Here is a 25,511-nt window from a genome sequence, read left to right as displayed (position 1 = left end):
ACATCACGATTTCGTTTAAACCAGGAATACACGATGGAATACAGCACGCTTGGCAGAACTGGTCTACGGGTTTCACGGCTGAGCCTGGGCGCAATGACTTTTGGAGCTGGCTCGGGCATCTGGGGCAGTATTGCCGGCTTGGACAGCGATCAGGCCGCCCGGCTCGTCGCAATGGCCGTGGAACGCGGCGTTAACCTGATCGACACGGCGGACGCCTACTCGCAGGGTCGCTCAGAAGAGGTCGTGGGCCATGTCCTGAAAGCGCTGGGGCTGGACGAAGATCGAATGCTCGTCGCGACCAAGGTTCGGCTACGCACCGGCACCGGCCAGAACGAAGTAGGATTGGGCCGCTCACACATCATGCGCTCGGTCGAGACAAGCCTGAAGAGACTGGGTCGCGATCACATCGACCTGTTCCAGTTGCATGACCGTGACGCGCTGGTTCCGCTCGACGAGACGCTTCGCGTGCTCGACGACCTCGTCACCCAGGGCAAGGTCCGCCATATTGGTGTGTGCAATTTCAGTGCAGGCGATCTCGAGCGGGCCGTCGGCATAACGTCCCGTACCGATCGAGCTCATGTCGTCAGCAATCAGGTGCACTACTCGCTGACGAGCCGCGATATCGAACACGAAATCATGCCGGTTGCAGCGACAAACAGAATCGGCCTTTTTGTCTGGAGTCCGCTCGCAGGTGGCTACCTGAGCGGCAAGTACTCGCAGAATGACCAAGCCGCCGGGCGGCGTGCGAAGCTCGACTTTCCGCCGGTCGATACAGTCAGGGCGGAGCCGATCCTCGCAGTATTGCGTGAAGTCGCCGACGAACTGGGGGCCACGCCGGCTCAAGTCTCATTAGGCTGGTTGCTCGCGCGCGAGCAGATCACTTCTGTCATCGTCGGAGCCCGCACGTGTGAGCAACTCGCAGCTAATCTCGATGCACAGAATCTCGTACTAACCTCCGAGCAGTGCGCGCGGCTCGATAAAGTATCTGAACCATCAGTGCCGTTCCCCTATTGGATGCAACGCTTCCATGACCGGGATCGCGTGTTCGGATGAGTGGCGGGACGTTGGGAGTCTTGCCTGCGCGAGGCGGTTGAATGGGGAAAGTCTGTGGCACTGTCACGCCACTACTCTCGTCCTGATCGACATGCGGCAGATAGGCCACGTACCACCGGACACACAGCACAATCAGGGAATGTAGCGTTGCTCCCTGAGTTCGGTCAGCATCTCGATGTACATCTCCTCCGAATCGATGCAATCATGGAAGCCATGTTTGCGCGCCTTTATCGTGCTAGAGATGTTGTCAAAGGTCGTTTTGAAAATCATGTCGCCAAACTTCCACGACACGATCTGGTCGTACGGGTAGTGTCGAAGGTTGTGCTTCTCGACCAGACTGTTCCACAGCTCTGCCTTGTCGGCCATCATCTGTTGTAACAGCATGGGGAACGGCTCACCGGCCGACACATCGAAAAACTGCGCCAGACGCGGCCAAACGCGAGACCATCTGAAGTAATCGCCATTCGTGATGTTGTAAATCTCGCCTCGGCATGCGTCGGTCTCGCCCGCCCAATCGACGGCGCTCGCGAGAATTCGAGTATCGGTAATCTGGTAGAGCGCGTCGAAAGCGGCGCGGGGGCCGGGAAAAGACATTGGAACGCCCAGGGCCTTCGCTAACGTTCCATAGACTGCAATCACCATCAGCAGATTCATGGGATTGCCCACGGCAACCCCTGCAACACCCTCGGGACGCAATGCAGTCCAGGACCATGATTTGCCGACTGAACGTTCCCGAAGGAAATCCTCCTGGTCGTAATAGAAGTTCGGTGGCATATGGCGCGGATCGCTCTCCTTCGCGGGCGACGGAATCGGGCCAATATGCACGCCGTATGCCTTGCCTCCCTGCATCAGCGTGACGTGCTGCAGGTTCGGCGCGTGCTTCTCCATAACCTCAACCATGTTCTTCAGCATCCGCAGATTCACCTCGACCAGTTCCGCAGGCGTCGGCTTCTCCTGGTAGGCTGCGAACACGAGATGCGTCGCTTCCGGTACTTGTGCAAGTAGCGCCTCGCAGGACTCCCTGTCCAGCAGGTCGACCGCCAAATGCCTGGCGCGCGTCGGGAAATCAGGTGCGCGTCGGGAAACGGCGACCAGGCCGACGCCCCTCGGTTCATAGTGTGCGAGTACTCCGCGTCCGATAACTCCGACCGCGCCTGCTACGACCACTGTTTTCATGTTCGTCCGCTCTCCAGAGATTCGTCAATTGAATGCCGCGCGAGAGTATCGCGGTTCGCATCCTGGCCTTCTTCGGTCAGGTCTCGACCACCTGAGCGTGGGCTTCCCCGTGCGGTGCTTTCCAGCACCATGCCGGCTCATGTCGACATCACGAAGTCAGGTAGAACGAACTGACCGAGTTCCTCAATGACATCACCCGCGGAGCGTTGGCCGTATTTCAAATTGATGATCACATGGTTCACGCCGACCTCCTCCTGCAAGCTGTGCAGCAGCGCGGTCAGGTGATATCGCCCCAGTTGATAGCCCAGGTGGATCGGCCGTGGTGGTGTCTGCGGGTTATCTGTCAGGTCGATGTATAGCGACTGAGTGAAGGGTTTGAACTGTTCACCACATTCGGCACGAACCGCCGTGCGCCAGCGCTCGACAATCAGCTGCTGAGCCTTCGGTGCGCGCGGATAGGTGATCCAGCCATGACTGTAGCGGGCGATCCACTCAAGTGTCTGGCGGCTATGGCCGGTGACGAAAAAAGGAATTTCCGCCGTGGTCGGCTTGGGAATCAAATCTGCCCCCTCAAGCCTGCCGCCGGGCCAGGTCAAAGGCACGAAACTGGTGAGCTGAACCTCGCGAAACACCTTGAGGTATTCGCGGAACAGGCTGCCGCGTTGCTCCGGGTCGACACCGAATGCTGGAAACTCTACTGGACGGTCACCGGAAGCCACGCCGAGCAGCAGGCGGCCACCACTGAGCTGATCGACACTGGTTGCGGCCTTGGCTGTGTGTAGGGGATTGCGGATTGGCAGGATGACCGACGCGGTACCCAGCGCAATCGAGCGAGTGTGTGCCGTCATAAAACCCAGGTAGACCCAGGGATCGAAGACCTGGCCCGAATCACCGAAGCTGGGATCGCGTAACGGCACGTCGCGGAACCAGAGGGCAGAGAAACCCAGCTTTTCGGCACGTTGGGCCAAGCTCACCTGGTCCAACATACTCGGCGTATCGCCGGTGAAGGCTTCGAGGGGAAAGAAAAGACCCGGGCTCAGGCGGCCTTGGCGGTAGGTGCGCTGAAAGCCAGGTTGTTGCTGATAGGGAATGGAATTCGGAGTAAACATGCTCTGGCAGATAGACGATTTCGGGGAGCTAACGCCACCAGATCAGGACACCTTGTTGAGCAGCAGGACCAAATCCCAGGCGGTAGGCATGCTGGTATCTTTGAGGTACAGGCAATTCGGGCGAAATTGCCCCTTGCGAATGCGGTGCATCAACTCAATGCCCGCTACGGTGGTGGCCGCTTTCCTGAAACGTTTGAAGCTGGGCATCGCGTTTGTTCTGGACTTTACGTTGCGATGGTCCTGCTTGATCCGGTTGTTGAGACACTGAGCATCGAACCTTCGTGTCCTCGGGCAGCAGGGCTTTGCGCGAATACTTGCACCACCACCCTTCGGGTGACGGGATTAAGTCTAGGGGGAGAGGGCCGGCGTTTCTTTCCAGTTTCTGTCAAAACGTGTCGAAATCTTGCTTCATCGCGACTTGTCTGAAGTACTGAACCGATAAGAGGGACGGTCTTCGCGGGAGCACTGCACGATGTCGTTCACGACGCTGTCTAGCCGACGCTTCGCGTGCGGGCGTGAGTGAGCAGCATTTCGAAACAACTGTGGACGCGCATGGAGGTGGCGGCGCCGGAAACCGCGCCGCCAGATGTCTACGCGCCGTACAACGCGGCGCGGCCGGTTTGCAGATAAGCCGACATCTCAACCTCCGGCACCATGCCGCCGCCCGTCGCCCAGATGACGTGTGTCGCATTGCGCATGGCTGCGTCGCCTAGAGTCATGCGCGCGCGATAGCCCTGAGCTTCTTTCGATACCCGCGCGAAGCCCGGCGCGCCCGCAAGCGCGGACGGCTCCAGCCGAATGGCCTGAGTGTCCGCCATCAGTGCGAGAAGGGCGTACAACTCGCGGTCGTCGATCGTGTAGTAGCCGTCGATCATCCGCTGCATCGCGCGGCCGACGAAGCCCGATGGGCGACCGACCGCGAGTCCGTCGGCCGCCGTCAGGTTGTCGATACCGAAGTCTTGTACTGCGAGCTTCTCGTGCAAACCGGTAAGCACGCCCATCAACATGCATGGCGAGTGCGTCGGCTCCGCGAAGACGCAATGCACCGCATCGCCGAACGCGAGCTTCAGACCGAAAGCGACGCCGCCTGGACCGCCGCCGACGCCGCATGGCAAATAGACGAAAAGCGGATGCCCGGCATCGACAGCAACGTTCGCGAGATCGAGCTGGCGTTTGAGGCGTTCGCCCGCGACTGCGTAACCCAGAAACAGTGTGGTCGAATTCTCATCGTCGACGAAGTGGCACAGCGGATCGTTCGACGCGAGACGCCGGCCGCTCTCGATCGCTTCGCCGTAATCGCCCGCATATTCGATGACCGTTACGCCGTGCGCGCGCAGGCGGTCTTTCTTCCATTGACGTGCGTCGGCGGACATGTGCACGGTAGTTGTGAAGCCGAGCGTCGCGCTCGCGATGCCGATCGACATGCCCAGGTTACCCGTCGAGCCTACCGCGATGCTGTGCTTGCGAAAGAGCGCGCGGCACGCGTCGGTGGCGAGCACGCGGTAATCGTCGCCTTCATTCAGCAGGCCGTGGCGTATCGCGAGTTGCTCAGCATGAAAGAGCACTTCATAGATGCCGCCGCGCGCCTTGATCGAACCGGAAACGGGCAGATGACTATCCTGCTTGAGTAGCAGGCGACGAGGTGCCTCGACGGCGTAGCGCCGGCTCAATGCGTCCGCGAACAAGGGCACTTCGGTCAACGGCGATTCGATGATGCCGCCCGCTTCGCGCACATCGTCGAAGGTTTGCGCGAGCAGCGGTGCGAACCGTTGCAGGCGTGCGCTCGCATCGGCGACATCGGATGCATCGAGCGGAATGTCGTCAATCGCATCGACCAGCGGCGCGACAGCCGGGTTGAACCATTCAACAGGCTGAAGCTCCATGAGCGGTCGCAAGAGCGGATAGTCGCGAAGCCACGCGTCGAGCGGCTTCCCATAAATGGAATCGATCATGTTCGGTCAGACGGCGGACGTTGAAGAAGAAGCGGAATTGTTCGAAGGAGCCGCCGCATCGAACACGGGCGGGTGTGTGACGATGGACTTGAGATCGACATTCGATGTGCGCAGTTTCGCGGCATCGGGGATCGGACGGCGTGTTTCATCGGACGACGCGAAGAGCGTTTCGAATGCGCGCGCTGCATCGAGCAACGTGAGATCGCCGCGGAACGCCCCAATCATCTGAAGCCCGAACGGCATGCCGCGATGATCGACGCCGCATGGCAACGACAAGGCCGGGTTTGTCGCGAGCGTCACCACATAGGTCAACGCGAGCCAACGATAGTAGTTTTCCAGCTCGACGCCGTTCACGGACTTCAGATACGGCTGCGTCCAGGGGAACGGCGACACGGGCGTGGTTGGCGACAGGATCAGATCGTAGCGGTCGAACAGCGTCTGGAATTGGCGGAACAGCCGCGTTTGATCTGCGTGCGCGCGCACGCAATCGGCGAGTCCCATGCCGATGCCCATTTCGTAGTTCGCACGCGGATTCGGCCCGAGCAGTTCAGGATTGGTTTCGTAGGCCTTTTGCAGGCCCGCGACGAAAGCCTCCGCGCGCAGCACGTCGAAGCAGCGATGCGCGCCTTCGAAATCGACTTCGACCGGCTCGCAAACGGCGACATGGCCGCGCAGGAATTCGATCTTGCGGCGGAACACGGCGCGGATCTCATCATCGACTTCACAGACGCCGAAGTCTTCGGTGTAGCCGATACGCAGCTTCGACAGGTCGGTGAGCGCGCGGCCGTCCATCGTGGGCGCCATTGTGAACGGATAGCCGAGCGGATCGCTGTCCGATTGCCCGACCGTCGCCGCAAGTTGCAGCCACGTGTCTTCGACGTTGCGCCCCATCGGCCCGACAACGGCAATCGGTGTCCAGCCCAGCGGCTTGCGGTCGCTTGGCACGAGTCCCGGCGATGTGCGCAATCCGACCACACCGCACTTCGCAGCAGGAATGCGCAACGAGCCGCCCGTGTCGGATCCGCTTGCAAGCGGCACCATGTCGAGTGCGAGCGCAGCCGCCGATCCGCCCGACGATCCGCCGGCGTTCAGGCGCGGATCGAACGGGTTGCCTGTTGCGCCCCAAACGGGATTGAAACTGTTCGCGCCAGCGCCCAATTCGGGCACATTCGTCTTGCCGACGACGATCGCGCCCGCCGCGCGCAAACGCCGTACGAGCGTGTTGTCGCGTGCGGGCACGTTCGCCCGATACAGCGGCGAGCCGTACGTCGTCAGAATGCCTTCGGTCTCTTCGAGATCCTTGATGGCGATCGGCAGGCCGTGCAGCGGCCCCAGCGTGGCGCTACGCGCGAACGCGGCATCGGCGGCGCGCGCTTCGAGGCGAGCGCGCTCGAAGCTCGTTGCGGTGATCGCGTTCACATACGGATTGAGCGCTTCTATGCGCGCAATGCAGGCATCCAGCAATTCAACGGCGGAGATTTCGCGCGCCTGCAAGAGCGCACGCAGCGCGACGGCGCTATGACGCGTGAGTTCGTGACGGTCGGTCATCGAGCGATCCTTTGGCAATGATACAAAGAGTGCGCTCAATGTAGACGACGAGAAATTGAGCGGCTAGTGATGTTTATCGAACGCTGACTTCACTTTTGGACAACGCTCGCCGGCGGCGTTAGTTCGTCGCTCAAGCGCTCGACGAACGACTGCAGAAGCGGCGGCAATTCGCGCCGCGCGAGCGTTTGGATTTCGATGGCGCGTTCGCTTGTCGCGAACTCGGGCACAGGCAACGCGACCAGTTCCCCCGTCGCGAGACGCGGACGCACGAAGAGTTCGCCGCTGAACGTGACCGCGTCGCTTGCGAGCGTGAAGCCGAGCAGCGTTTCTAGCGTCGCGCTGCTCAGCACGCTCTTGCAAGCTACGCCTTCGCGGCTGCAATAGATATCGATGAGCGTATGCAGCGTCGAATGAGCGCCGGGCAACGCGAGCGGATAGGCGAGCAATTCGCGAAACGAAACCTGCGGCGATGACGCGAGCGGATGCGACGCCGCAACGATCGCGAACATGGGCGAAGGCGCTGAGAACGCGACATGAATGTCCTTCGCAGGACCGAAGCTGAAGGTCAGGCCGACATCGGCTCCGGCTTCGCGGACACGCTGGGTGACGCCAGCGGCGGTATCCACCACGACTTCGAACGATGCGGGCGCGACGGTGCGGCGGAAATCGGCCATTGCGCGCGGCAGAAAAGCTGCCGCGAAACCTTCGGTGCATGCAATGCGAATCCTGCGGGCCGCCTCGCCGCGAAGCGCGTCGATTTCGAGCGAAATCTGTTCGGCGTCCAGTTGCGAGCGCCGCGCATAGGCTGCGAGCATTTCTCCTGCTTTGCTCGGCACCATGCCGCGCGATTGCCGCACAAAGAGCGGCATGCCGAGTTCGCCTTCGAGCCGCGTGATTTGCCGGCTCACCGCCGACGGCACGACGTTCAGCCGATGCGCGGCGTCGGCGATGGACCCGGTATTGACGACTTCGAGAAAGTAACGGACAGCGGCTTCCTGAAGAATGCGGGCGTTCATGCTGGATCGATGTAGTGACGCGTAGTCCGCATCATAGCGCCCGCACACTGCGATCATGCAATCAGGCTTCTTCAGCGGTTCCCAGACGGCGCGCATCGTTTTCGCTTGCGAGTCCAATCGACAGGCTCGTGACCGCCGCGAGCGCCGTTGCCGCGATCAGGAAGCCGAACACGGCGTTGTAGTTGCCCGTCATGGACACGAGCAGCCCAATGACAGCCGGCGCGACGAAACCTGCTACCTGTCCGCCGAAGTTCACCATGCCTGCGCCCGTACCGATCAACTTCTGTGGGAGGAACTTCGTGGGCAGCGCGAAGACACCCGCGAATACGAAGGACTTGAAGAAATACACGATCGATTGATATGCGATCACGCCGGTCACGGTTTCAGCCGTATACATCTCGTAGAGGAAAAAGCCGGAGATCACGCAGCACGCGGCCATCAGCCATTTCTCGCGGCCATCGAACCAGCGTGTGAGAATCCAGCCGCCGAGCGCCGTCGAAATGCTCGCGGCGACGAAGGGCAGCGGCGTCAACATGCCGACCGCTTTCAGATCGAGATGACGTTCGGTCAGCAGATACGCGGGCATCCATGCATCCAGGCCTTTGTTGACGATGCCCATGCCGAACCACGTGAGCAGGATCTTCCACATCAGCGGCATCTTGAGGAGCGCGCGCGTCGCCGCACCGTCGATGCGCGTGGCACGGCCCGACGCATCGCGCTTCTGATGCGTGTCCTTGACGGCGAACAGGTAGAACAGCGCGAACACGACGCCGGCAATGCCCGCCACGACGAACGCGTGACGCCATCCCAGGTACAGAATGAGAGGCGCGATCGCAAGCGGAGCAATAAAGCTGCCCACGTAGTTCGACGACATCAGCAATGCGGACATTTTCGGGCGATCGGCACGCGCGCACGATTCGGTGACGCCCTTCACGGCGGCGCCGGGATAACCGCCTTCGCCGAGACCAAAGATAAAGCGGATCGCGATCAGCGAGGCGAGCGACCATGCGAGACCCGTCATCAGCGTGAACAGCGACCAGAATGCCACCGATACGACGATGACCTTTTTGCTGCCCCAGCGATCCGCGATCCAGCCGCCGGGTATCTGCATCGCGGCGTAGCTGATATAGAAGGTGCTCATGACGACGCCGAGCGCCGCCGATCCAACGTTGAATTCCTTGCCGATGGCGACGAGCGACAGCGCAATCGCCGCGCGATCTATGTACGAAATGCAGTAGCCGAGATAGAGCAGCGCGAATACCGCGATACTGGCGCGCCTGCTTTTATTGGGGTCGATCATCGTGAGAGTCTGTCTGAGAGGAAAGATCGGGCCCGCTCCGGCTGTACCGAGCGCTCCCACTGCGACTAGTCGGACTGATGCTAGGTAGCCACAAATGCATGGGCAAGTGACATATTCCGAACGCTTGCTTTCCGAAAAATCACGCATCGCGCATTGATCGGGCACGGGAATGACAGCCATCTAAATGGGCCGGAAACGGGTTGGGATAAAGTATCGAGGCCTTGATGCCGTTATCAGATAGCGGGTAGGCAAATTACAAAAGGCACGCGGACCGGGGCCGGTCGCTACCTGATTTAATGCATGCAGAATGAGAGATGCATGGAGCGTTGATGAATATTGTTTCCGGACACCGACGCGACTGGGGAAAAGGTCAGAGCGATAACCAGACCACCGATGTCGCAAATCCAGAGGCGGACCTGACTACGTCGGTAACGACGGCAGCGCGGATCGATACACTGCTTCAAGCCTCCCGCGATCGAATGCGCGGGCGGGACTGGGCATGGTATCGCGCGGGAGACAAGCTGCGCCTTGCGGCATATTCCGGGGCCGAAACGGTCTGGCCCGACGCCCTCGCGAACGACGCGTTAGTCCCGTTTTGCGAGTCGCAAGCATTACATTGCTGGCCGACCGGAACCGGCGACAAAGCGCTGGGCTGGCTGCTCGCGCCGCTAAAGGACGCGAACGACGAAGCGCTCGCGGCATTTGCCAACACATTGGGACTGCAACTGCTTGGCGACGCGCTCGTGCGCGCGCAACACACGCAGCGCGTGCTCCACGAAATCGCGTACCTGGCAAGTTCGACCGGCGAACGTTCCGCGTTCCTGCATGCCGTTCACCAGCAGCTGGCCACAATAATCGATGCAGAGAACTTTTATCTCGCGCTGTATGAACCGGAAAGCAGACGTATCACGTATCCGTATTATGTGGATGTGATCGACGTCGACGCACTCGAATCCGAAAGCTATGACATGCTCGATCCGGATCGTTTGTCGCTGACCGCGCAGGTCCTGACGACCGGACAGCCGTTATTGATCGACGCCGCCGGAATTCAGGAGGCGGAAGCGGCAGGCCGCTTCTTTTGCGTTGGAGATCGCCCCGAATTCTGGATGGGCGCGCCGTTGAAGAACGCGTCCGACGAAGTATTCGGCATGATCGCCATGCAGGTCTATGACGTATCGCGCATATACAGCGCCGACGACCGGGCGCTGTTTCTCGTGGTCGCGCGTCATGTGGCAATGGCGCTAGACCGCATTCTTCACCGGGCGAACCTCGAAAATATCGTAGCGCGCCGGACATCGGAACTCTCGGAACTGAATGACGCACTCCGGCAGGAAGTGGCCGAGCGAAAACGCGCGGAACATCTGCAAAGTGCGCTTTTCAGTATCGCGGAGTTGTCGAGCGCGTCGGGGGACATGGTCGAGTTCTTCCGCAGCCTGCATCGCATTCTGGGCGAGCTGCTGTACGTGCACAACTTCTATATCGCACTGTATGACGAGGCGACAGCAACGGTTTCTTTCCCCTATTACGTCGATGAACTGGTTGACGAGCAGCCGGCTCCGAGGCGCTATAAACGCGGCTTCACGGAATACGTTATTGCACAGCGTCGACCGTGTCTTTTCAATCGTACCGATGCGGAGCGCCTGATCCGCGACGGCAAGGTCGAACTCGACCACGACCACCTGAATCTGCGTTCGTGGCTAGGTGTGCCGCTTTTCGAAGCGGGTAAGGTGCGAGGCATGCTCGCGGTGCAGAGCTATTCGACCGACGTACAGTACACGCCCCGTGATCAGGAGTTGCTGACGTTCGTCTCGCGTCACATCGATACGGCATTGTCGCGACGAAGCGCCGCCGATGCACTGTATGCCGCGAACCTCGAACTGGAGGCGCGCGTGCAGGAGCGCACTCGCGAACTGGATAGGGCCAACGCGCAACTGTTGCATGAGAATTTTCACGACTCGTTAACCGGGCTGCCCAATCGCAGCCATCTTCTCGAGCGGCTCGGCGCGGAATGGATCCGGCATCTGGATTCCGGAAGACGGTTGGTCGTGATGTTCCTCGATCTGGACCGCTTCAAGGTAGTCAACGACAGTCTCGGCCATCATTTCGGCGATCAGCTGCTGGTGTCGGCGGCGAAACGGCTGCGCGACTGCCTGAGCAGAACCGATATGCTCGCGCGCCTCGGGGGAGACGAGTTTGCGATCCTCTCGCCCGAAGCGTCGCTCGAAGCGGCAGTCACCATCGCCGAGCGGATATTGTCGGTGTTCGACCTGCCGTTTCATATCGACGATCACGTCGTTTTCTCGTCATGCAGCATTGGCATCGTGACCGCCGAGCATGAATTCCATAGGGAACCGGCCGACCTGTTGCGCGACGCCGACACGGCGATGTATCGCGCGAAAAACGGTGGCCGCGATAGTTACGTGGTGTTCAATCAGGAGTTGCGCCATGAGGTCTCGGACCGGATGCGGCGCGAAGGCGCATTACGAAATGCGCTTAAACGCGACGACGAACTGATCCCGTTCTTCCAGCCGATCATCTGCACGATCACAGGCCGTCTGACCTCGCTCGAAGCATTGGTACGCTGGCGGCAGGAAGATGGCCGCCTGCTCGCGCCGGGAGAATTCCTGCCGGCGATGGAAGGACTGCGGCTGATCGGCCGGCTCGATCTCTACATGCTCAATTGCGTCGCGGCAATTCTCGCGCAGCCTGCGCACGCCGGCTGGCCTCCCGTCCATGTCAACTGTTCGAGCTACAGCATGACGCGCGCGGAGTTCGCCGGCGACGTACTCGCGCTGCTGCAACAGCACGGCGTCGCACCGTCGCGCGTGCGTCTGGAACTGACTGAAGGCGCGTTGATCGCGGAGCCGGAAGTCGCCCGGCAGACGATGCAGCATCTGATCGACAACGGCGTGTCGGTGGTGCTCGACGACTTCGGCACCGGCTTTTCATCGCTCAGCTATGTGCATCAGTATCACTTCAGTGCGCTGAAAGTCGACAAATCGTTCATCGTCGGCTTGACGTCGAGTCCGCGCACGCGCGCCATCGTCCGGGCGATCGTGCGGATGGCGGAATCGCTCGGTCTGGGCGTGGTGGCCGAAGGTGTCGAAGATGCGGTCGCTTTGGCTGCATTGCGGGACATCGGCGCAACCGAGGCGCAAGGCTACTACATCGGCAGACCCATGCCGCTCGCCGAACTGGTTGAGGCATTGAGCGCGGGCAAGGCGAGGCAATGGCTCGTACCCGCTGAGCAGCAGGTCAGCTAATCGCGCCGCGATCCAGCGGACCTTGTTGAGCCTTTCCGATACGTTGCCATGACGCGTGATGTCACGGCGCACGTCGGCTACGAACGGGCCATTGCCCTCGGCGGCAGCGTATTTATTGCGTCTTCAATGCGTCGACTCGAGATGCGCGTTAACGTGTTCCCGTCGCCCCGCTGCATAGCCGAACCATGCAGACACGACGCAGATACCCGCGCACAAAGCAGCGAGACTGTAAAGCGAGCCGGTTGCATGGAGCAGCGATCCGGCGATGAACGGCCCACACGACGCGATCAGATAGCCGATGCCCTGAGCCATGCTGGAGAGTTGCGCGGCCACGTGCGAATCGTACGAGCGCAAGCCGATGACGGTGAGCGCGAGCGTGAACGCCGCGCCTTGCGAGGCGCCGAGAAGCAGCGCCCAGATCCACATGGTTGACGCAGGCGCGAAGAAACAGCCCATCAGCCCCACGCCTGTCGACAGTAACGCCCCCACATTCACCGCGCGCTGATCGCGCAGTCGCGCCAGCAGAAACGGCAGCAGTAGCGACGACGCGGCCTGCGTGACCACGCTGAGCGACAGCATGAAACCGGCATCGACCGCACTCATGCCACGCGTGCGAAGCACCGTGGGCAGCCAGCCGAACACGATATACGCCAGCGACGATTGCAAACCCATGAACAGCGTGACCTTCCACGCAAGCGGATCCCGCCACAATCCGCGAACGACTTGCGCGTGTCTTCCTGCGTGGGTCGACTTCTTCGGCAGACGCACGCCCCAGACCAGCGTGGCCAACGCGACGGGCAACGCCCACAGCGCCAGTGCCCATGCCCAGGAGTTGCCGCTCGCGCCGCCCAGCAGGTATTCGATCGCATGGGCCGCGGGGACCGTCCCGGCCGCCGCCGCGGCGGCGCCGACGCACATTGCCGCGCTGTAGACTCCGGTCATCAGCGGAACGTGGTGCGTGAAGTCGCGCTTCACTACGCCCGGCAACAACACATTCATCAAGCCGATGGCGAAGCAGGCCACAATCTGGCCGAGATACAACGCCTCCCACACGGGAAAGACGCGCAACGCAGTACCCAGCGTGAGCAGCAACAGCAGCGCGAGCAATGCGCGTTCACTGCCGAGGCGCCGCGCGAGTAGCGGCGCGAGCGGTCCGAAAAGACCGAAGCATAGTGACGGCAATGTCGTCAGCACGCTCGCGCCCGTGCGCGAAAGGTTGGTGGCCCGCACTGCTTCGAGCAGGATCGGACCCACGCTCGTGATCGGCGTGCGCAGCGAAAAAGCGATCAAAGCGAGGCTCGCCGCGAGAGCGATGCTGCGAGCGCGCGAATCGTGCGGAGCGTGCGACCCATGCGGATCGTCCGGGTTGTGCGAATTGTGCGGTGCAATGGCGCCTGCGACCGGGCGTGCGATCTTGCCGCGGTCGGCCGCCGTGGGCTCAGCATTAGCAGACGTTTTGGGGACTTTCATCGATCACTGTGTTTTATACGGGCCGGTCGAAGCAACCCTTCTTCGTCTTGCATTGTATTCGGCGAAAGCTATGTCGAGCCCGGATGCGTCGTTGCACCTATGCAATGATGAACGTCTGTCCGGTTAGTCCACATGAAAACAGTTCAGCAGATCACTTCGGCCATCGCCACGACGGATCGGAAAGGTGTTCTGCGAAGTAGTCGGACAGCGCGCTCACTTTTGCGGGTCGGGCGCGCGCCGACGGCGTGACGAAGTAAAGGCCGCCTTTCGTCAAAGACCAGTCGGTGAGGATTGCTTCCAGGCGGCCATCGGCCAGATATTCGCCAGCGATGAACTCGGGCAACTCCGCAATCGCCAGACCATCGAGCAGCGTGGGCAACAGGGCGTCGGAGTTCGTCACGCGCAGTGGACCGATCGGCATGATCGGTTCCTCCTCGCCCGCTTCGTTCGTGAAGCGCCACACATCGCTGCGCGCGCGATACGCATACGAAAGGCAGGGGCGGTCCACCAGTTCGCGTGGATGCATAGGCCGTCCCTCACGCTTCAGATAGTCCGGTGACGCGACTACGTATTGCGTTACCGCGCATATCCGTCGCGCCACCAGCGACGAATCGGGCAGTGCCGCGATGCGCAGCGCGGCGTCGAAGCCGTCAGCAACCAGGTCGACCGGCGCATCGGACAGATGCAGGTCGATCGACACCTCCGGATAAGCGCGAAAAAATGCCGGCAGCAGCGGCGCGACCCAGCGCAGCCCGAACGACATCGGCACCGCCAGACGCACGAGCCCGCGCGGCTGCACCGACATCTCGCGGGCGGCACTTTCGGCTTCCTCGGCCTGCCGGTAAATCTGGCCAGCTTTCTCGCAGATTGTCCGACCGAACTCGGTGAGCGCCAGTTGACGCGATGTGCGATTGAAAAGCCGCGCGCCCAGCCGGTCTTCCAGGCGAGCGACGCCGCGCGACACCGTCGCAACGGACACACCCACTGCGCGCGCGGCGGCCGCGAACGATCCTTCCTCAGCGACCTTCGCGAACATCGCCAGTCCCTCGAAATCAGGCAGTTTCGCCATCTCGCCTCATCATTTCATTTTTGCAACGTTAGATTGCAATCAATTCTATTTCGAAAAGATGGCCGCGTCGATATTCTCCTTACATCGCAGCACGAAACACCTCACGTACTTTCCCGACGTAGTCATCATCCACTTATCGAATTGAAGGAGAAACACCATGGCACGCAAACTCGACAACAAGATTGCACTGGTCACCGGCGCAACGAGCGGCATTGGCCTCGCCACTGCTCAACGCTTTGCAGCAGAAGGCGCGCATGTCTATATCACCGGTCGCCGTCAGGCTGAACTCGACGCCGCAGTGAACGGAATTCGCGAAGCCGGCGGCAACGTGACCGGCGTGCGCGTCGATTCTGCGAAGCTCGATGAACTCGACGCGCTGTACGCGCAGATCAAGCAGGAGAAGGGGCGTCTCGATGTGCTGTTCGCCAATGCTGGTGGCGGTTCCATGCTGCCGCTGGGCAGCATCACCGAAGAACAGTTCGACGACACCTTCGACCGCAACGTGAAGGGCGTGCTGTTCACCGTGCAAAAAGCACTGCCGCTGCTCGCACAAGGTGCGTCGGTGATCCTCACGGGTTCGACGGCTGGCAGTTCGGGCACGGCTGCATTCAGCGTCTATTCAGCTTCGAAGGCCGCGGTGCGCGCCTTCGCACGCAGCTGGATTCTCGATCTCAAGGACCGCGGCATCCGCGTCAATACGCTTAGCCCCGGCGCAACCCGCACCCCTGGCCTGCTCGACCTCGCCGGCCCGGACGCGGCGCAGCAACAAGGCTTGGCCGATTACCTGGCCGCCCAGATCCCGATGGGCCGCCTCGGCGAGCCTGCCGAGATCGCGAGCGTGGCACTGTTCCTTGCCTCCGACGACGCGAGCTTCGTGAACGGCGCCGAGCTGTTCGTCGACGGCGGCCAGCAGCAGGTCTAAACGGTCCTTGAGCACGCGAGGGCGCGTCCGGTGCAGTCTTCGACGATTGCACCGGCGCGCACACGTATGCGCGCGATCCAACTCAGGCACATCATGATCGAACATCGTCCTTTTCTGTCGCTCGATGTAATCAGTCGCGACTGGCTGGAAGCGCGGCTGCATTTCCAGTTTGGCGGGTGCGGACGCGCCGGTCATGTGCCGCTCGGCGCGCTCTACGTGTGGAACGACGACGAGTTCGCGGCGCACTCGGGCTTCGGCCTTCATGCTCACCGCGAAGTCGAGATCGTGACGTGGGTGCGCTCAGGCGCAATTACGCACGAAGACGACGCCGGCAATCGGGCACGTCTGGTCGCCGACTCCGTGCAGGCAATGAGCGCGGGTTGCGCGGTACATCACGCCGAGCGCAACGAGGAGAGTTCGCCGGCGCGGCTGTTTCAGATCTGGTTGCACCCGCGCACGCTGGGTGGCACGCCGCGTTGGGCGACGCGTGTCTGTTCGCGCGAGTGTCGCGATGGCCGCTTCGTCACGCTGGCGAGCGGCGATCCGGACGACGTGCGTGCAGGCGCGTTGTCTATCAATGCCGACGCTCGCGTGCGCATCGCGACGATACGCGAAGGCGCAACGCTGCATCACGTGTTGCGTCCGCCAGGCCACGCGTATCTGGTTACCGATCACGGCCGCCTCGACGTGGGAGAGGTTCGGCTCGCACCACGCGATGGAGTCGTGGTTACCGGCGAATCGCAGCTTACGATGACAGCGCGAGACGACACCGACATCGTGATGGTCGAACTGGTTGGGTAACGACGCCGTTGCGATGCGTCCCGATTGATGTGTCCGCAGCGATGCGAAGCGTTATCACCGTCCTACTGCGGCCTGAGGTGTGTTCCGGAAGCTGATCGCCATGCGGTTATACGTGTTCATGAGTCCGATGGCGATCGTGAGGTCGACCAGTTCGCGCTCGTCGAACACTGCACGGGCTGCCTCGTAGGCTTCGTCGGGTACGCCGGTCTGTGCAACGCGTGTGACCGATTCGGCCCACGCAAGTGCGGCACGCTCACGTTCGTCGAACAGGTTGCCGGCTTCCGCCCAGGCCTGTACGAGCGCGAGCTTTTCGACTTTCACGCCTTTTTTCAGCAGATCGCGTGTATGCATGTCGAGGCAGTACGCACAGTTGTTGATCTGCGAAACGCGAAGGTAGACCAGATCCACGAGAACAGGCGAGAGGCCGCTCTGCAGAACATAGCCGTAAACACCACCGAGGGCTTTCGCGCCCGCAGGTGCGATGTGGTTGTAGTCCAGACGCATGCTCATACTTTTACTCCTTGATGTACTGATTACTCGACCGGGGTGGTCAGGGCCTTGTCGTTGCTGTCCACCACGAACACCGCCAGCAACTTCGCCGGCTTGGTTTTGCTTGCATTGCGGCTGACACGGTGAACCGCGCCGGGCTCCTCGAAGAAGCTTTCGCCGGCGTGGTAGATCCGCTTCGGGCCGTCGTCGACTTGCGACTCGATGGCGCCCGACACGACGTATGCATAGATAAAAGCCGACTTCGCATGCTCGTGTGCGTGCGACGCTGCGGCGGGCGCATAGTCGACAACGACCGCAATCAACGACTTGCCGGGGATGTTGGGAATCGCGTGCTGGAAGTTGGGCGTGACGGTCTCAGCCGTGTCATGCGCGGTAGCCGGTACGGCAATGGAAAGAGCAATGCCTGCGGCGACAGCACCGGCGATAGATCGAATGTTCATGATGTTGCATCTCCTTGGTGTTCTCGCATTGTGGGTCCGGGCTGGACCACAAGAAAGCACCAAGAATGAACATTCTTTATGTACCATTCAGCGGGCAGCAAGCCCGCATTGCCTGTCGCCTAGCTACCCTTGCGAACCACTTCCACCAGCCGGCGACAGTGTTCGACCATCTTGCGTTCATCCAGGTTGGTCACGCTCAGCAATAAGCCCTGTGGGCCAGAAGACTGGAGATACCAAGGCGACAAAGGCGCAGGCGCCAGGCGGGATTGCAGTGCTCGCATGGCAACGTCTACGTCAGATGTAGAGCGGGGAAGCGTGGTCACGATGGCCGTGCCCGCAGCCGCATGCACTCTTATCGAGTCCGGCGCCAACTCGTTGAGACAACGAAGCAGGCTATCGCGCCGCGTGGCGTAAAGGCGCTTCATATGCCGAAGGTGCCGAAGATAGTGCCCATCGCGCAGAAACTCTGCCACGGCGTGTTGCACGAACGACCCCGGTGCCGGCATCAGGCACGCTGCGATGTCGCCAAAACGGCGAACCATTTCAACCGGGACCACCAGAAAGCCAAGTCGGAGCGCCGGGCTAATAGTCTTGCTGAAGCTGCCGATATGCAACACCCGTCCGTCTGGATCCAGCGATGCCAAGGCCGGCGCTGCGCGACCCTTCAACTGGAGCTCACTGAGGTAATCGTCTTCGATGATCCATGCGCCGTTTCGTCGAGCCCATGCGAGCAACGCTAGCCGCCTGGGGAGCGACATGGCCATTCCGAGGGGCGCCTGCTGGCCCGGTGTTACGACCGCCAGAGCGGCTTCAGCAGAACTCCGGATGCCGGCTTCCACGTCGAGTCCGTCTGCATCGACTGGAATGGCTCTCACAGTCATTCCTGCCAGATCGAGCGCGGTACGCGTGAGCGGAAAACCCGGATCTTCCAGCCATGCTTCTTTGCCTTCAACACCGAGTCCCCTGATCGCGAGGCCGAGTGCTGCCGAGAATCCCGCAGTGACGAGAACCTGTGACGGACTGCACCGCAAGCCTCGTGCTACGCCCAGATAGGCTGCAATTTCCTTCCGGAAGTCCGGATCGCCCCGCGGATCAGGGTAGCCGACCGGCGCAGCCGCAGCCCGCCGCGCCGCGCGCGTGAGTACACGCGACCATAGCTTGAAAGGAAAGGCGTCCTCGGAAGGCACACCCATTTGAAAAGCCAATGGAGCCGCGCCGAATGCGTGGAACAGATCGGGAAACGGCGGCGCTTCCGGTGACCGCGCGGGCGATGCAGGCAAGGGCGGCCGCTCGGCAACCCGGGTGCCGGCCGCTCCACAAGCGACCGCGAACTGCTCATCGATCAGACGTTCATAGGCCACACGGACCGTGCCTCGCGAGACGCCGATCTGCGCGGCCAGATCCAGCCACGATGGCAGCCGTGCGCCGGCGGCAAGCTGCCCCGTCTCTATGGCGTGTCGAATCGCGCCGTAGATTTGTGTGGACAGCGATGTGCTCGCGGAGCGATCCAGGCCAATTGGGAGCGTCGTCATAGCCTTCAATGGTACATCCAGAATCGTCAATCTTGGGTCTGTATTGTGGCCCGATAGGAGCGTAACTTCCTCCCTATACAGCCGCTCGACAGTGGCGATTTCATTGAAGTACGCAGTCGGTGCGCGAGCCAGCGACAGGCAGCAGCCGTTGCCAGGTGCCCGTAAATGCAGGACCGAATGAATGGAGAAGAGCGATGCAGACGAACGGAAAATCCAGCGTGAAGATACCTGACAGTAAATTGGCGCGTGAGGTCACCGAGCTTGTTCGGGACACGGAAGATGAATTGCTGTTTATGCACTCCGCTCGCGTGTATCTCTGGGGCGCATTGCTCGGAGAACGCAAAGGCGTGATCTTCGATCCGGAGTTGCTTTATGTCGCCGCTATGTTCCACGACATTGGCCTGACGTCGATCTATCACGAGAGCCAGCTTCGCTTCGAAGTGGATGGCGCGAACGCCGCGCGGGATTTTCTGCGAAGCCACCGCATCGCCGAGGCGGATATCGACAAGGTCTGGAATGCCGTCGCCTTGCACACGACGCCTGGCATCCCGGAACACATGCACGGAGAAATTGCCCTGTTGCAGGCAGGCGCAGGAATGGACGTAGCGGGGCGCGGCTTTGAACAGTTCACCGACGAAGAGCGCGACGCGGTGATTGCTGCGTATCCCCGAGATCCCGGTTTTGCAAACAGCATCATCGATGCTTTCTATCACGGTATGAAGCATCGCCCGGGCAGCACGTTCGGCACATTCAACGACGACTTCCTCGCCTACAAGGACCCGGAATTCGTGCGAACGAACGTTTGCAGCATCATTCTCAACTCGAATTGGGAACAGCGAACTACCCGCTAAGGGTGCATTTCTTTGCGAGAAGGAGAACATCATGAAGTCCCGCAGTACTGTCGCTGCAATTTGCGCCGCTGTTGCTCTTGCGGTTGGGGGAATGGTCCCGACCCTCGACGCGCACGCGCAAGCGCAGCCCACGTTCAATCAATCCACGGCGAATGCCGGCGACGAGGTTTCTGGCGTAAAAATCCCCGACAGCAAATTGGCGCGCGACGCAGCAAAACTCATTCGCGAATCGGAGGGCGATTTTCTGTTTCAGCATTCCACGCGTGTCTATTATTGGGCTGCCCTGGCAGGAAAGCGCAAAGGTCTCGCGTTCGACCCGGAACTTCTCTACGTTGCGTCCATGTTCCATGATTTCGGCCTGACGGCCGGCTATGGGCAAAGCCACTTGCGCTATGAAGTGGATGGCGCGAACGCGGCACGTGACTTTTTGCGAAGTCACGGCGTTTCCGAGGCCAATAGCCAGATGGTCTGGCTTGCGATTGCATTGCACACGACCAATGGAATTTCCGCAAATCTGTTCCCCATGGCCGCACTGGTTGCCGAAGGCGCCAACATGGATCTCGTGGGCGCAGGCTATGACGACTTCACAGACGCTCAGCGGAGCGCCGTCGAGGCGGCTCATCCGCATCCGCCGCAATTCGCTGAGGACTTCATGCAGGCCCTCTACGATAGCCTCAAGCATCGTCCGGAGACCACGCAGGGAACAGGTCTGGCCGATGTCATGGCCTACAAGGACCCTGGTTTCGTCCGCAGAGACTTCAGCAAGCTGATGCGCAACTCGCATTGGGCTACTGGAAAATGACCGGCGCATTGTTGGTTGCGTTGGTTGCGTTGGTTGCGTTGGTTGCGGTCGTCGCGGTGGTCGCGGCACAGTTCGACCGCGACTTCCGTCGGCCCTTGATCATCGCCGGTTCCCGGCGGGCGCGTCGTCCGGTAACCCGTTTTCACCCAGTAGATCATGCCAACAGCAGATGCCGGGAAGTTCCACAGTCTTCTGCCAGGCATGCTTCCGCGCCTTTGGGCGTTCTCTATTCGCCTGTGCCGTAACCGGCATGACGCAGAGCGCGTACTTGAGCGCGCCTGTGCGCGGGGACTCGAGCGCGCCGAGCAGTTAGAGCCCGGCACTGCGCCGCTGAGCTGGATGTTCTTTGTTATTCATTCCACGTGGATCGAGGAACTGCGCACGCGCAAGCTGCCAAGCCGTTCGATCACGGAGTGCGATAACGACTTTCCAGTTACCGTGCGCGATTCCCGTGAGCGCGATCCGGGAGACGGCCTCGATCTGATTATCGCGGCCGTCGAGCGTTTGCCGGAAGCGCAACGGATCGTGATGCTACTGGTCGCGGTTGAAGGGCTCAGCTGTTCGCAAGCGGCCAAAGTGGTCGGCGTGCCGATCGGCACCGTCATGAGCCGGCTTTTGCGCGCGCGGCAGACCATTGGGGCTCAATTTATGCAAAGCTCGACTGCCGACGCTCGGTCATTCACGCCCGGGCGAGCGACGCGATGACGCGTAACGCGGTTGCGCCAGGCGCCACCATCGCGGATAAGCAATGCCAGTATGACGGACCGCCTGGCAGCGACGCTGTACGCCGAAGCACGATGCGATTTCATGGCATCATCGTACGCACCTTCCCACCAACGCAGGAGCGTATGTCATGGCCACATATATCGTCTTCACGAAGGAAAGCACGCAGGACCAGCAGGAACTCGACATTTATCAGAGCAAGGTCGGCGCCACTTTCAAAGGCCATCCCGTCAAGATTCTCGCTGCCTATGGACCTCAACAGGTTCTGGAAGGCGAAGCGCCAGAGGGTGTCGTGATCGTTGAGTTTCCGTCCACTGCGGAAGCGCGTGCCTGGTACGACGGTCCCGAATATCAGGAAGTCGCGCAGCACCGGTTCAAAGGCGCGCGCTATCGCGCCGTTCTCGTCGAAGGCGTGTAAGAAGGGCGACGATGCCCGGCCCATTGAATTGAGCGCGACCCCGCCCGCGAATGACGCGGGCACGCGGCAATTCCTCTTCGCGGCAGGACCGGGAGTCTCCGGTTAGCGCAATATTTGAAACATTGATGTCCAGCATCGAGCTTGGAGATATCTGACAATGCAGATATATTGCTCTCCAGGCAAGGAGCAAAGATGAACCACTACACGAGCGACAATTTCACCGTGACCGAGAGCGTGGGATTCGCCATCAACAAGGCGCGCAACCTTCTGGTGACGGAGATAGACGCAGAACTCAAGGATCTCGACATCACGGCCCAGCAAATGGGTATTCTTCTGTCCATGCGTCAGGACATTGCGAGCACTCCGTTCGAACTGTCCACGTTGCTCGGTATAGACACCGGCCTGATGACGCGCATGCTCGACAAACTCGAAACGAAAGGTTTGCTTCAGCGCTCCCGCAGTCTTGAAGATCGCCGGGTCGTCAACCTGAAGCTGACGAAGAAGGGCGAAGCAGTGGCAGACCACCTGCCCGACAGGGTGCCGGTCGTGCTGAACAAGCGGCTGAAGAAATTCACCAAGGCCGAATTCCGTGAGCTGCGCCGTCTGCTGTTCAAGTTTCTCGAAGATTGAGCGAAGCGTTCGCACAAAATTTTTTGTCCATATATCTGACAGGTCAGAAAATGAGTAGACAGTTAAATCGACGAATGATCGGAACGCGAATTGCGAAATCCGGCATGACGGTGATCTTCGCGGCAGTGCTATCGGCCTGCGCAAACTATGCAGGTATCTCGAGCGAGAAGCAGCTTGCGACGCCAGATACCTATGCGACGCAGCAAAGCATTCCTGCTGACAGCGGTCAGTGGCCCGCCGTCGACTGGGCCGATCAGTTCGGCGACGCCCAACTGAAGGCGCTGTTAGAGGAAGCATTGAAAGGCAACCCGTCGATCGAACAGGCGCGCGCACGCGTTGCCGCCGCCGCTGCTTACAGCGAGACGGCGAAGGCGAGCACGATGCCGCAAGTCGGGGCGACTTACTCGTTCACGCGGCAGCAGTATTCGAGCACGGCACTCGTGCCGCCTCCGTACGGCGGGTCATGGCAATCGGAGAACAAGGGTTTGCTGTCCGCATCGTATGACCTGGATTTGTGGGGCAAGAATCGCGAAGCCCTGAAAGCCTCGCTGTCGCAGTTGCAAGCAAGCAAGGCCGATGCGGAAGTCGTCAGACTCTCGCTGACATCCGCCACGGCGCGCGCGTATAACCAGCTTGCTCGTCTCTTTGCGTTGCGCGACATCGCGCAGCAGGAAGTGACGCAGCGCGAACAGATTGACCGAATTACGGCCGGCCGGATTGCAACTGGACTCGACACGCAGGTCGAGCGCAAGACCGCGCAGGCGAACCTCGCCAGCAGCCGGGCCGCGCTGGCGTCGCTGGACGGCAGCATTCTCACCACGCGATATCAACTTGCCGCATTGCTCGGCGCAGGACCTGACCGAGGTCTTGCAATTGCTCGCCCGTCGCTGGGTATCGGCGATGAAGTGCGTCTGCCGGCCAATCTGCCCGCTGACCTCGTCAGCCGGCGCCCGGATCTGGTCGCCGCTAAATGGCGTGTCGACGCGCTCGTGCACGACGTAAAGGAGGCCAAGGCCGAGTTCTATCCCGACATCAACCTGAGTGCAGCTATCGGCCTCGACGCGTTTGGCTTCGGCCGCTTCCTCACCGCGGCGAGCCGCACGGCATCGGTGGGTCCGGCGATCCATCTGCCGATTTTCGACGGCGGTCAGTTGCGGGCGCAACTTAAAGGCCGCTATGCCGATTTCGACTACGCCGTCGCTTCATATAACCAGACGCTCGTCACCGCGCTGTCCGAAGTTGCCACTCAACTCGCGCAGATCCGTTCCACCGACGAGCAGCTCGGCGACGCGCTAGCCGCGCAGGAAGCCGCCCGCAGCGCCGATCAACTGGCGCTTGTGCAATACAAGGCGGGACTCGCGAATCAACTCACGGTATTGAACGCCGATACCACAGCGCTTCAAGCCGACGAGCAGGTCGCGAATCTGAAGATGAACCGGCGTGATCAGCAGATCGCATTGGCAGCGGCGCTGGGCGGCGGCTATTCCGACAATGCCGGTGCCGATACCGACGCCGCTCGGCAGAGTGCCGGTGCCGCGCCTGCAGTCAAACCCAATCCAGTCGTCGCCGTGCGTTGAGCGCGACGTATTTCAGATCCTGTCAGGAGTCACACAATGAGCGATAGCATCAACGCCGACCGAGCGAAGGCGGACGCAGACCAACCCCAACAAACGCAAGGCACTATGCGGCGCAAGTTGCTGCTCGCGTTGCTGGCCGCCGCGATAGTGGCAGCCGGCGCAGCGTACGGCGTGTATTACGTGACGACCGGTCAGTATCACGAGGCTACCGACGATGCATACGTCAGCGGCAATCTCGTGCAACTGACGCCGCAGGTCAGCGGCACCGTCGTTGCAGTGAACGCCGACGATACTCAGATCGTCAAGCAAGGTGTGCCGGTCGTGACGCTCGACAACGCGGATGCCAGAGACGCGCTTGCCAATGCCGAAGCAACGCTGGGGCAGACCGTGCGGCAAGTCAGCGGTCTTTATGTGAACAACGACTACTACGCGGCAACGGTCGCGCAGCGCGAGTCCGATCTCGCGCGCGCCGTCAGTGATCTGAAGCGACGTCAGGCGGTCGCGGAAACCGGCGCGGTGTCCGGCGAGGACGTGGCACACGCGCGCGATGCGGTCAGCGCCGCGCAGGCCGCGCTCGACGCCGCGCGTCAGCAGGCCGAAGCAAACCATGCGCTGACCGACCGCACGTCGATCGAACAGCATCCGAACGTTCTGGCGGCGTCTTCCAAAGTACGCGACGCCTATCTGAACTACGCGCGCAACACCTTGCCTGCTCCGGTGACCGGCTATGTGGCACGACGTTCTGTACAGGTCGGTCAACGAGTCGCGCCCGGCACGCCGTTGATGGCGATCGTCCCCCTCAACGAGGTGTGGGTCGATGCGAACTTCAAGGAAAGCCAACTCAGGCGCATGCGTATCGGCCAGCCGGTCACGCTTTCCGCCGATGTCTATGGTTCGAGCGTCAAATACCACGGCCGCGTGGTCGGCTTATCTGCGGGAACAGGCTCGGCGTTCGCCGTACTGCCCGCACAGAATGCGACCGGCAACTGGATCAAAGTCGTACAGCGTCTGCCCGCGCGTATCCAGCTCGATCAGAAGGAACTGGACGCACATCCGCTGCGGATCGGATTGTCAATGCAGGTCGAAGTCGAAACTCGCGACCAGTCGGGAACCCAACTCGGTGCCGCGGTGAATACTACCTATCGCACCGATGTGTTTGCGCAGTACGGCGCGGATGCAGATGCGGAGATCGCCCGGATCATCGCGCAGAACATGCCGATGGCGCGCACAGCCGCAACGGCTGGCGTGCAAAAGAGTGCGACGCGCAAAGCAGGCTGAATACACGACGAGTGCTTTCCATTTTTTTTGTGCAATTAGCTGACGAGTCAGATATTAGCGACCTTCAACAG

General features: G+C 61.0%; 22 protein-coding genes and 1 pseudogene. 11 read left to right on the top strand and 12 right to left on the bottom strand.

Going from position 1 to position 25,511, the window contains the following annotated elements; translation table 11 throughout:
* Nucleotides 1-33: 33 nt before the first annotated feature.
* Nucleotides 34-1,053, top strand: coding sequence for an aldo/keto reductase (locus tag SB753_RS05145; RefSeq protein ID WP_410799308.1), 1,020 nt, complete (start codon nucleotides 34-36; stop codon nucleotides 1,051-1,053).
* Between the two features lie 132 nt (nucleotides 1,054-1,185).
* Here the strand turns inward: SB753_RS05145 and SB753_RS05140 are convergent, their stop codons facing one another.
* The 7 genes and pseudogenes from SB753_RS05140 to SB753_RS05110 all read right to left on the bottom strand — a co-directional run bounded on the left by SB753_RS05140 (nucleotide 1,186) and on the right by SB753_RS05110 (nucleotide 9,154).
* Nucleotides 1,186-2,229 carry an SDR family oxidoreductase gene (locus SB753_RS05140; RefSeq protein WP_410799306.1) on the bottom strand — a complete coding sequence of 348 codons (1,044 nt, stop codon included), beginning with the start codon at nucleotides 2,227-2,229 and terminating at the stop codon, nucleotides 1,186-1,188.
* A 137-nt stretch (nucleotides 2,230-2,366) separates the two neighbouring features.
* Nucleotides 2,367-3,338: an LLM class oxidoreductase gene (locus tag SB753_RS05135; RefSeq protein WP_410799304.1), complete on the bottom strand. Its 972-nt coding sequence runs from the start codon at nucleotides 3,336-3,338 to the stop codon at nucleotides 2,367-2,369.
* Nucleotides 3,339-3,380: 42 nt separating this feature from the next.
* Nucleotides 3,381-3,599 (bottom strand): annotated as a pseudogene (locus SB753_RS05130) (DDE-type integrase/transposase/recombinase); the annotation flags it as partial.
* Nucleotides 3,600-3,928: 329 nt separating this feature from the next.
* Nucleotides 3,929-5,290 (bottom strand): D-serine ammonia-lyase, encoded by a 1,362-nt coding sequence (gene dsdA, locus SB753_RS05125; RefSeq protein ID WP_087753573.1) that lies wholly within the window; start codon nucleotides 5,288-5,290, stop codon nucleotides 3,929-3,931.
* A gap of 6 nt (nucleotides 5,291-5,296) precedes the next feature.
* Nucleotides 5,297-6,838 carry an amidase gene (locus tag SB753_RS05120; protein ID WP_410799303.1) on the bottom strand — a complete coding sequence of 514 codons (1,542 nt, stop codon included), beginning with the start codon at nucleotides 6,836-6,838 and terminating at the stop codon, nucleotides 5,297-5,299.
* An 89-nt stretch (nucleotides 6,839-6,927) separates the two neighbouring features.
* Complete coding sequence (locus SB753_RS05115) at nucleotides 6,928-7,854, bottom strand: LysR family transcriptional regulator (RefSeq protein ID WP_227471191.1); 927 nt, start codon at nucleotides 7,852-7,854, stop codon at nucleotides 6,928-6,930.
* A 61-nt stretch (nucleotides 7,855-7,915) separates the two neighbouring features.
* Nucleotides 7,916-9,154, bottom strand: coding sequence for an MFS transporter (locus SB753_RS05110; protein WP_020066595.1), 1,239 nt, complete (start codon nucleotides 9,152-9,154; stop codon nucleotides 7,916-7,918).
* 329 nt (nucleotides 9,155-9,483) lie between these two features.
* Between SB753_RS05110 and SB753_RS05105 the strand changes: the two genes are divergently transcribed.
* Nucleotides 9,484-12,417 (top strand): EAL domain-containing protein, encoded by a 2,934-nt coding sequence (locus tag SB753_RS05105; protein WP_410799301.1) that lies wholly within the window; start codon nucleotides 9,484-9,486, stop codon nucleotides 12,415-12,417.
* A gap of 123 nt (nucleotides 12,418-12,540) precedes the next feature.
* Here SB753_RS05105 and SB753_RS05100 read toward each other — a convergent pair whose 3' ends face one another.
* Both SB753_RS05100 and SB753_RS05095 read right to left on the bottom strand, forming a co-directional pair.
* Complete coding sequence (locus SB753_RS05100; protein WP_410799299.1) at nucleotides 12,541-13,887, bottom strand: MFS transporter; 1,347 nt, start codon at nucleotides 13,885-13,887, stop codon at nucleotides 12,541-12,543.
* A 151-nt stretch (nucleotides 13,888-14,038) separates the two neighbouring features.
* Nucleotides 14,039-14,956, bottom strand: coding sequence for a LysR family transcriptional regulator (locus SB753_RS05095; RefSeq protein ID WP_408474554.1), 918 nt, complete (start codon nucleotides 14,954-14,956; stop codon nucleotides 14,039-14,041).
* Nucleotides 14,957-15,113: 157 nt separating this feature from the next.
* Here SB753_RS05095 and SB753_RS05090 point away from each other — a divergent pair, with 157 nt between their 5' ends.
* Both SB753_RS05090 and SB753_RS05085 read left to right on the top strand, forming a co-directional pair.
* Nucleotides 15,114-15,878 (top strand): SDR family NAD(P)-dependent oxidoreductase, encoded by a 765-nt coding sequence (locus SB753_RS05090; RefSeq protein WP_410799297.1) that lies wholly within the window; start codon nucleotides 15,114-15,116, stop codon nucleotides 15,876-15,878.
* Nucleotides 15,879-15,971: 93 nt separating this feature from the next.
* Nucleotides 15,972-16,679 (top strand): pirin family protein, encoded by a 708-nt coding sequence (locus SB753_RS05085; RefSeq protein WP_410799625.1) that lies wholly within the window; start codon nucleotides 15,972-15,974, stop codon nucleotides 16,677-16,679.
* Nucleotides 16,680-16,733: 54 nt separating this feature from the next.
* Here the strand turns inward: SB753_RS05085 and SB753_RS05080 are convergent, their stop codons facing one another.
* From SB753_RS05080 to SB753_RS05070, 3 genes are all read right to left on the bottom strand, one after another.
* Nucleotides 16,734-17,189 (bottom strand): carboxymuconolactone decarboxylase family protein, encoded by a 456-nt coding sequence (locus tag SB753_RS05080; protein WP_088174220.1) that lies wholly within the window; start codon nucleotides 17,187-17,189, stop codon nucleotides 16,734-16,736.
* A 23-nt stretch (nucleotides 17,190-17,212) separates the two neighbouring features.
* A complete protein-coding gene (locus SB753_RS05075; protein WP_087753566.1) occupies nucleotides 17,213-17,629 on the bottom strand; it encodes a cupin domain-containing protein in 417 nt (138 codons plus the stop codon).
* A 119-nt stretch (nucleotides 17,630-17,748) separates the two neighbouring features.
* Nucleotides 17,749-19,161, bottom strand: coding sequence for a PLP-dependent aminotransferase family protein (locus SB753_RS05070; RefSeq protein WP_410799295.1), 1,413 nt, complete (start codon nucleotides 19,159-19,161; stop codon nucleotides 17,749-17,751).
* Between the two features lie 194 nt (nucleotides 19,162-19,355).
* Here SB753_RS05070 and SB753_RS05065 point away from each other — a divergent pair, with 194 nt between their 5' ends.
* The 7 genes from SB753_RS05065 (at nucleotide 19,356) to SB753_RS05035 (ending at nucleotide 25,440) form a co-directional block, all read left to right on the top strand.
* Entirely contained in the window at nucleotides 19,356-20,012 is a 657-nt protein-coding gene (locus SB753_RS05065; RefSeq protein WP_410799624.1) for an HD domain-containing protein, read from the top strand.
* 31 nt (nucleotides 20,013-20,043) lie between these two features.
* A complete protein-coding gene (locus SB753_RS05060; RefSeq protein WP_410799293.1) occupies nucleotides 20,044-20,814 on the top strand; it encodes an HD domain-containing protein in 771 nt (256 codons plus the stop codon).
* A gap of 156 nt (nucleotides 20,815-20,970) precedes the next feature.
* A complete protein-coding gene (locus tag SB753_RS05055; RefSeq protein ID WP_410799292.1) occupies nucleotides 20,971-21,519 on the top strand; it encodes an RNA polymerase sigma factor in 549 nt (182 codons plus the stop codon).
* A gap of 148 nt (nucleotides 21,520-21,667) precedes the next feature.
* On the top strand, nucleotides 21,668-21,955 hold the full coding sequence (locus SB753_RS05050) for a DUF1330 domain-containing protein (RefSeq protein ID WP_020066583.1): 288 nt from the start codon (nucleotides 21,668-21,670) through the stop codon (nucleotides 21,953-21,955).
* Nucleotides 21,956-22,147: 192 nt separating this feature from the next.
* The gene (locus tag SB753_RS05045) at nucleotides 22,148-22,585 is read left to right on the top strand and encodes a MarR family winged helix-turn-helix transcriptional regulator (RefSeq protein WP_410799290.1); all 438 of its coding nucleotides are present in this window, start codon (nucleotides 22,148-22,150) and stop codon (nucleotides 22,583-22,585) included.
* Between the two features lie 50 nt (nucleotides 22,586-22,635).
* Complete coding sequence (locus tag SB753_RS05040; protein ID WP_410799289.1) at nucleotides 22,636-24,162, top strand: efflux transporter outer membrane subunit; 1,527 nt, start codon at nucleotides 22,636-22,638, stop codon at nucleotides 24,160-24,162.
* Between the two features lie 36 nt (nucleotides 24,163-24,198).
* Complete coding sequence (locus SB753_RS05035) at nucleotides 24,199-25,440, top strand: HlyD family efflux transporter periplasmic adaptor subunit (protein ID WP_410799288.1); 1,242 nt, start codon at nucleotides 24,199-24,201, stop codon at nucleotides 25,438-25,440.
* Nucleotides 25,441-25,511 lie beyond the last annotated feature (71 nt).

This window comes from Paraburkholderia sp. SIMBA_053 (assembly GCF_046534895.1).
Lineage (GTDB): Bacteria > Pseudomonadota > Gammaproteobacteria > Burkholderiales > Burkholderiaceae > Paraburkholderia > Paraburkholderia caledonica.
Note: the sequence above shows the minus strand (reverse complement) of the source record. Positions and strands in the feature narration are given on the sequence as shown.

Excerpts from the sequence above, each read along its gene's own strand:
- SB753_RS05100 (WP_410799299.1), bottom strand. The coding sequence starts at position 13,887 with ATGAAAGTCCCCAAAACGTCTGCTAATGCTGAGCCCACGGCGGCCGAC.
- SB753_RS05050 (WP_020066583.1), top strand. The coding sequence starts at position 21,668 with ATGGCCACATATATCGTCTTCACGAAGGAAAGCACGCAGGACCAGCAG.
- SB753_RS05045 (WP_410799290.1), top strand. The coding sequence starts at position 22,148 with ATGAACCACTACACGAGCGACAATTTCACCGTGACCGAGAGCGTGGGA.
- SB753_RS05080 (WP_088174220.1), bottom strand. The coding sequence starts at position 17,189 with ATGAGCATGCGTCTGGACTACAACCACATCGCACCTGCGGGCGCGAAA.
- SB753_RS05055 (WP_410799292.1), top strand. The coding sequence starts at position 20,971 with ATGCCAACAGCAGATGCCGGGAAGTTCCACAGTCTTCTGCCAGGCATG.
- SB753_RS05110 (WP_020066595.1), bottom strand. The coding sequence starts at position 9,154 with ATGATCGACCCCAATAAAAGCAGGCGCGCCAGTATCGCGGTATTCGCG.
- SB753_RS05120 (WP_410799303.1), bottom strand. The coding sequence starts at position 6,838 with ATGACCGACCGTCACGAACTCACGCGTCATAGCGCCGTCGCGCTGCGT.
- SB753_RS05135 (WP_410799304.1), bottom strand. The coding sequence starts at position 3,338 with ATGTTTACTCCGAATTCCATTCCCTATCAGCAACAACCTGGCTTTCAG.
- SB753_RS05145 (WP_410799308.1), top strand. The coding sequence starts at position 34 with ATGGAATACAGCACGCTTGGCAGAACTGGTCTACGGGTTTCACGGCTG.
- SB753_RS05060 (WP_410799293.1), top strand. The coding sequence starts at position 20,044 with ATGAAGTCCCGCAGTACTGTCGCTGCAATTTGCGCCGCTGTTGCTCTT.
- SB753_RS05075 (WP_087753566.1), bottom strand. The coding sequence starts at position 17,629 with ATGAACATTCGATCTATCGCCGGTGCTGTCGCCGCAGGCATTGCTCTT.
- SB753_RS05065 (WP_410799624.1), top strand. The coding sequence starts at position 19,356 with ATGCAGACGAACGGAAAATCCAGCGTGAAGATACCTGACAGTAAATTG.
- SB753_RS05035 (WP_410799288.1), top strand. The coding sequence starts at position 24,199 with ATGAGCGATAGCATCAACGCCGACCGAGCGAAGGCGGACGCAGACCAA.
- SB753_RS05115 (WP_227471191.1), bottom strand. The coding sequence starts at position 7,854 with ATGAACGCCCGCATTCTTCAGGAAGCCGCTGTCCGTTACTTTCTCGAA.
- dsdA (WP_087753573.1), bottom strand. The coding sequence starts at position 5,290 with ATGATCGATTCCATTTATGGGAAGCCGCTCGACGCGTGGCTTCGCGAC.
- SB753_RS05140 (WP_410799306.1), bottom strand. The coding sequence starts at position 2,229 with ATGAAAACAGTGGTCGTAGCAGGCGCGGTCGGAGTTATCGGACGCGGA.
- SB753_RS05040 (WP_410799289.1), top strand. The coding sequence starts at position 22,636 with ATGAGTAGACAGTTAAATCGACGAATGATCGGAACGCGAATTGCGAAA.
- SB753_RS05090 (WP_410799297.1), top strand. The coding sequence starts at position 15,114 with ATGGCACGCAAACTCGACAACAAGATTGCACTGGTCACCGGCGCAACG.
- SB753_RS05095 (WP_408474554.1), bottom strand. The coding sequence starts at position 14,956 with ATGGCGAAACTGCCTGATTTCGAGGGACTGGCGATGTTCGCGAAGGTC.
- SB753_RS05105 (WP_410799301.1), top strand. The coding sequence starts at position 9,484 with ATGAATATTGTTTCCGGACACCGACGCGACTGGGGAAAAGGTCAGAGC.
- SB753_RS05070 (WP_410799295.1), bottom strand. The coding sequence starts at position 19,161 with ATGACGACGCTCCCAATTGGCCTGGATCGCTCCGCGAGCACATCGCTG.
- SB753_RS05085 (WP_410799625.1), top strand. The coding sequence starts at position 15,972 with ATGATCGAACATCGTCCTTTTCTGTCGCTCGATGTAATCAGTCGCGAC.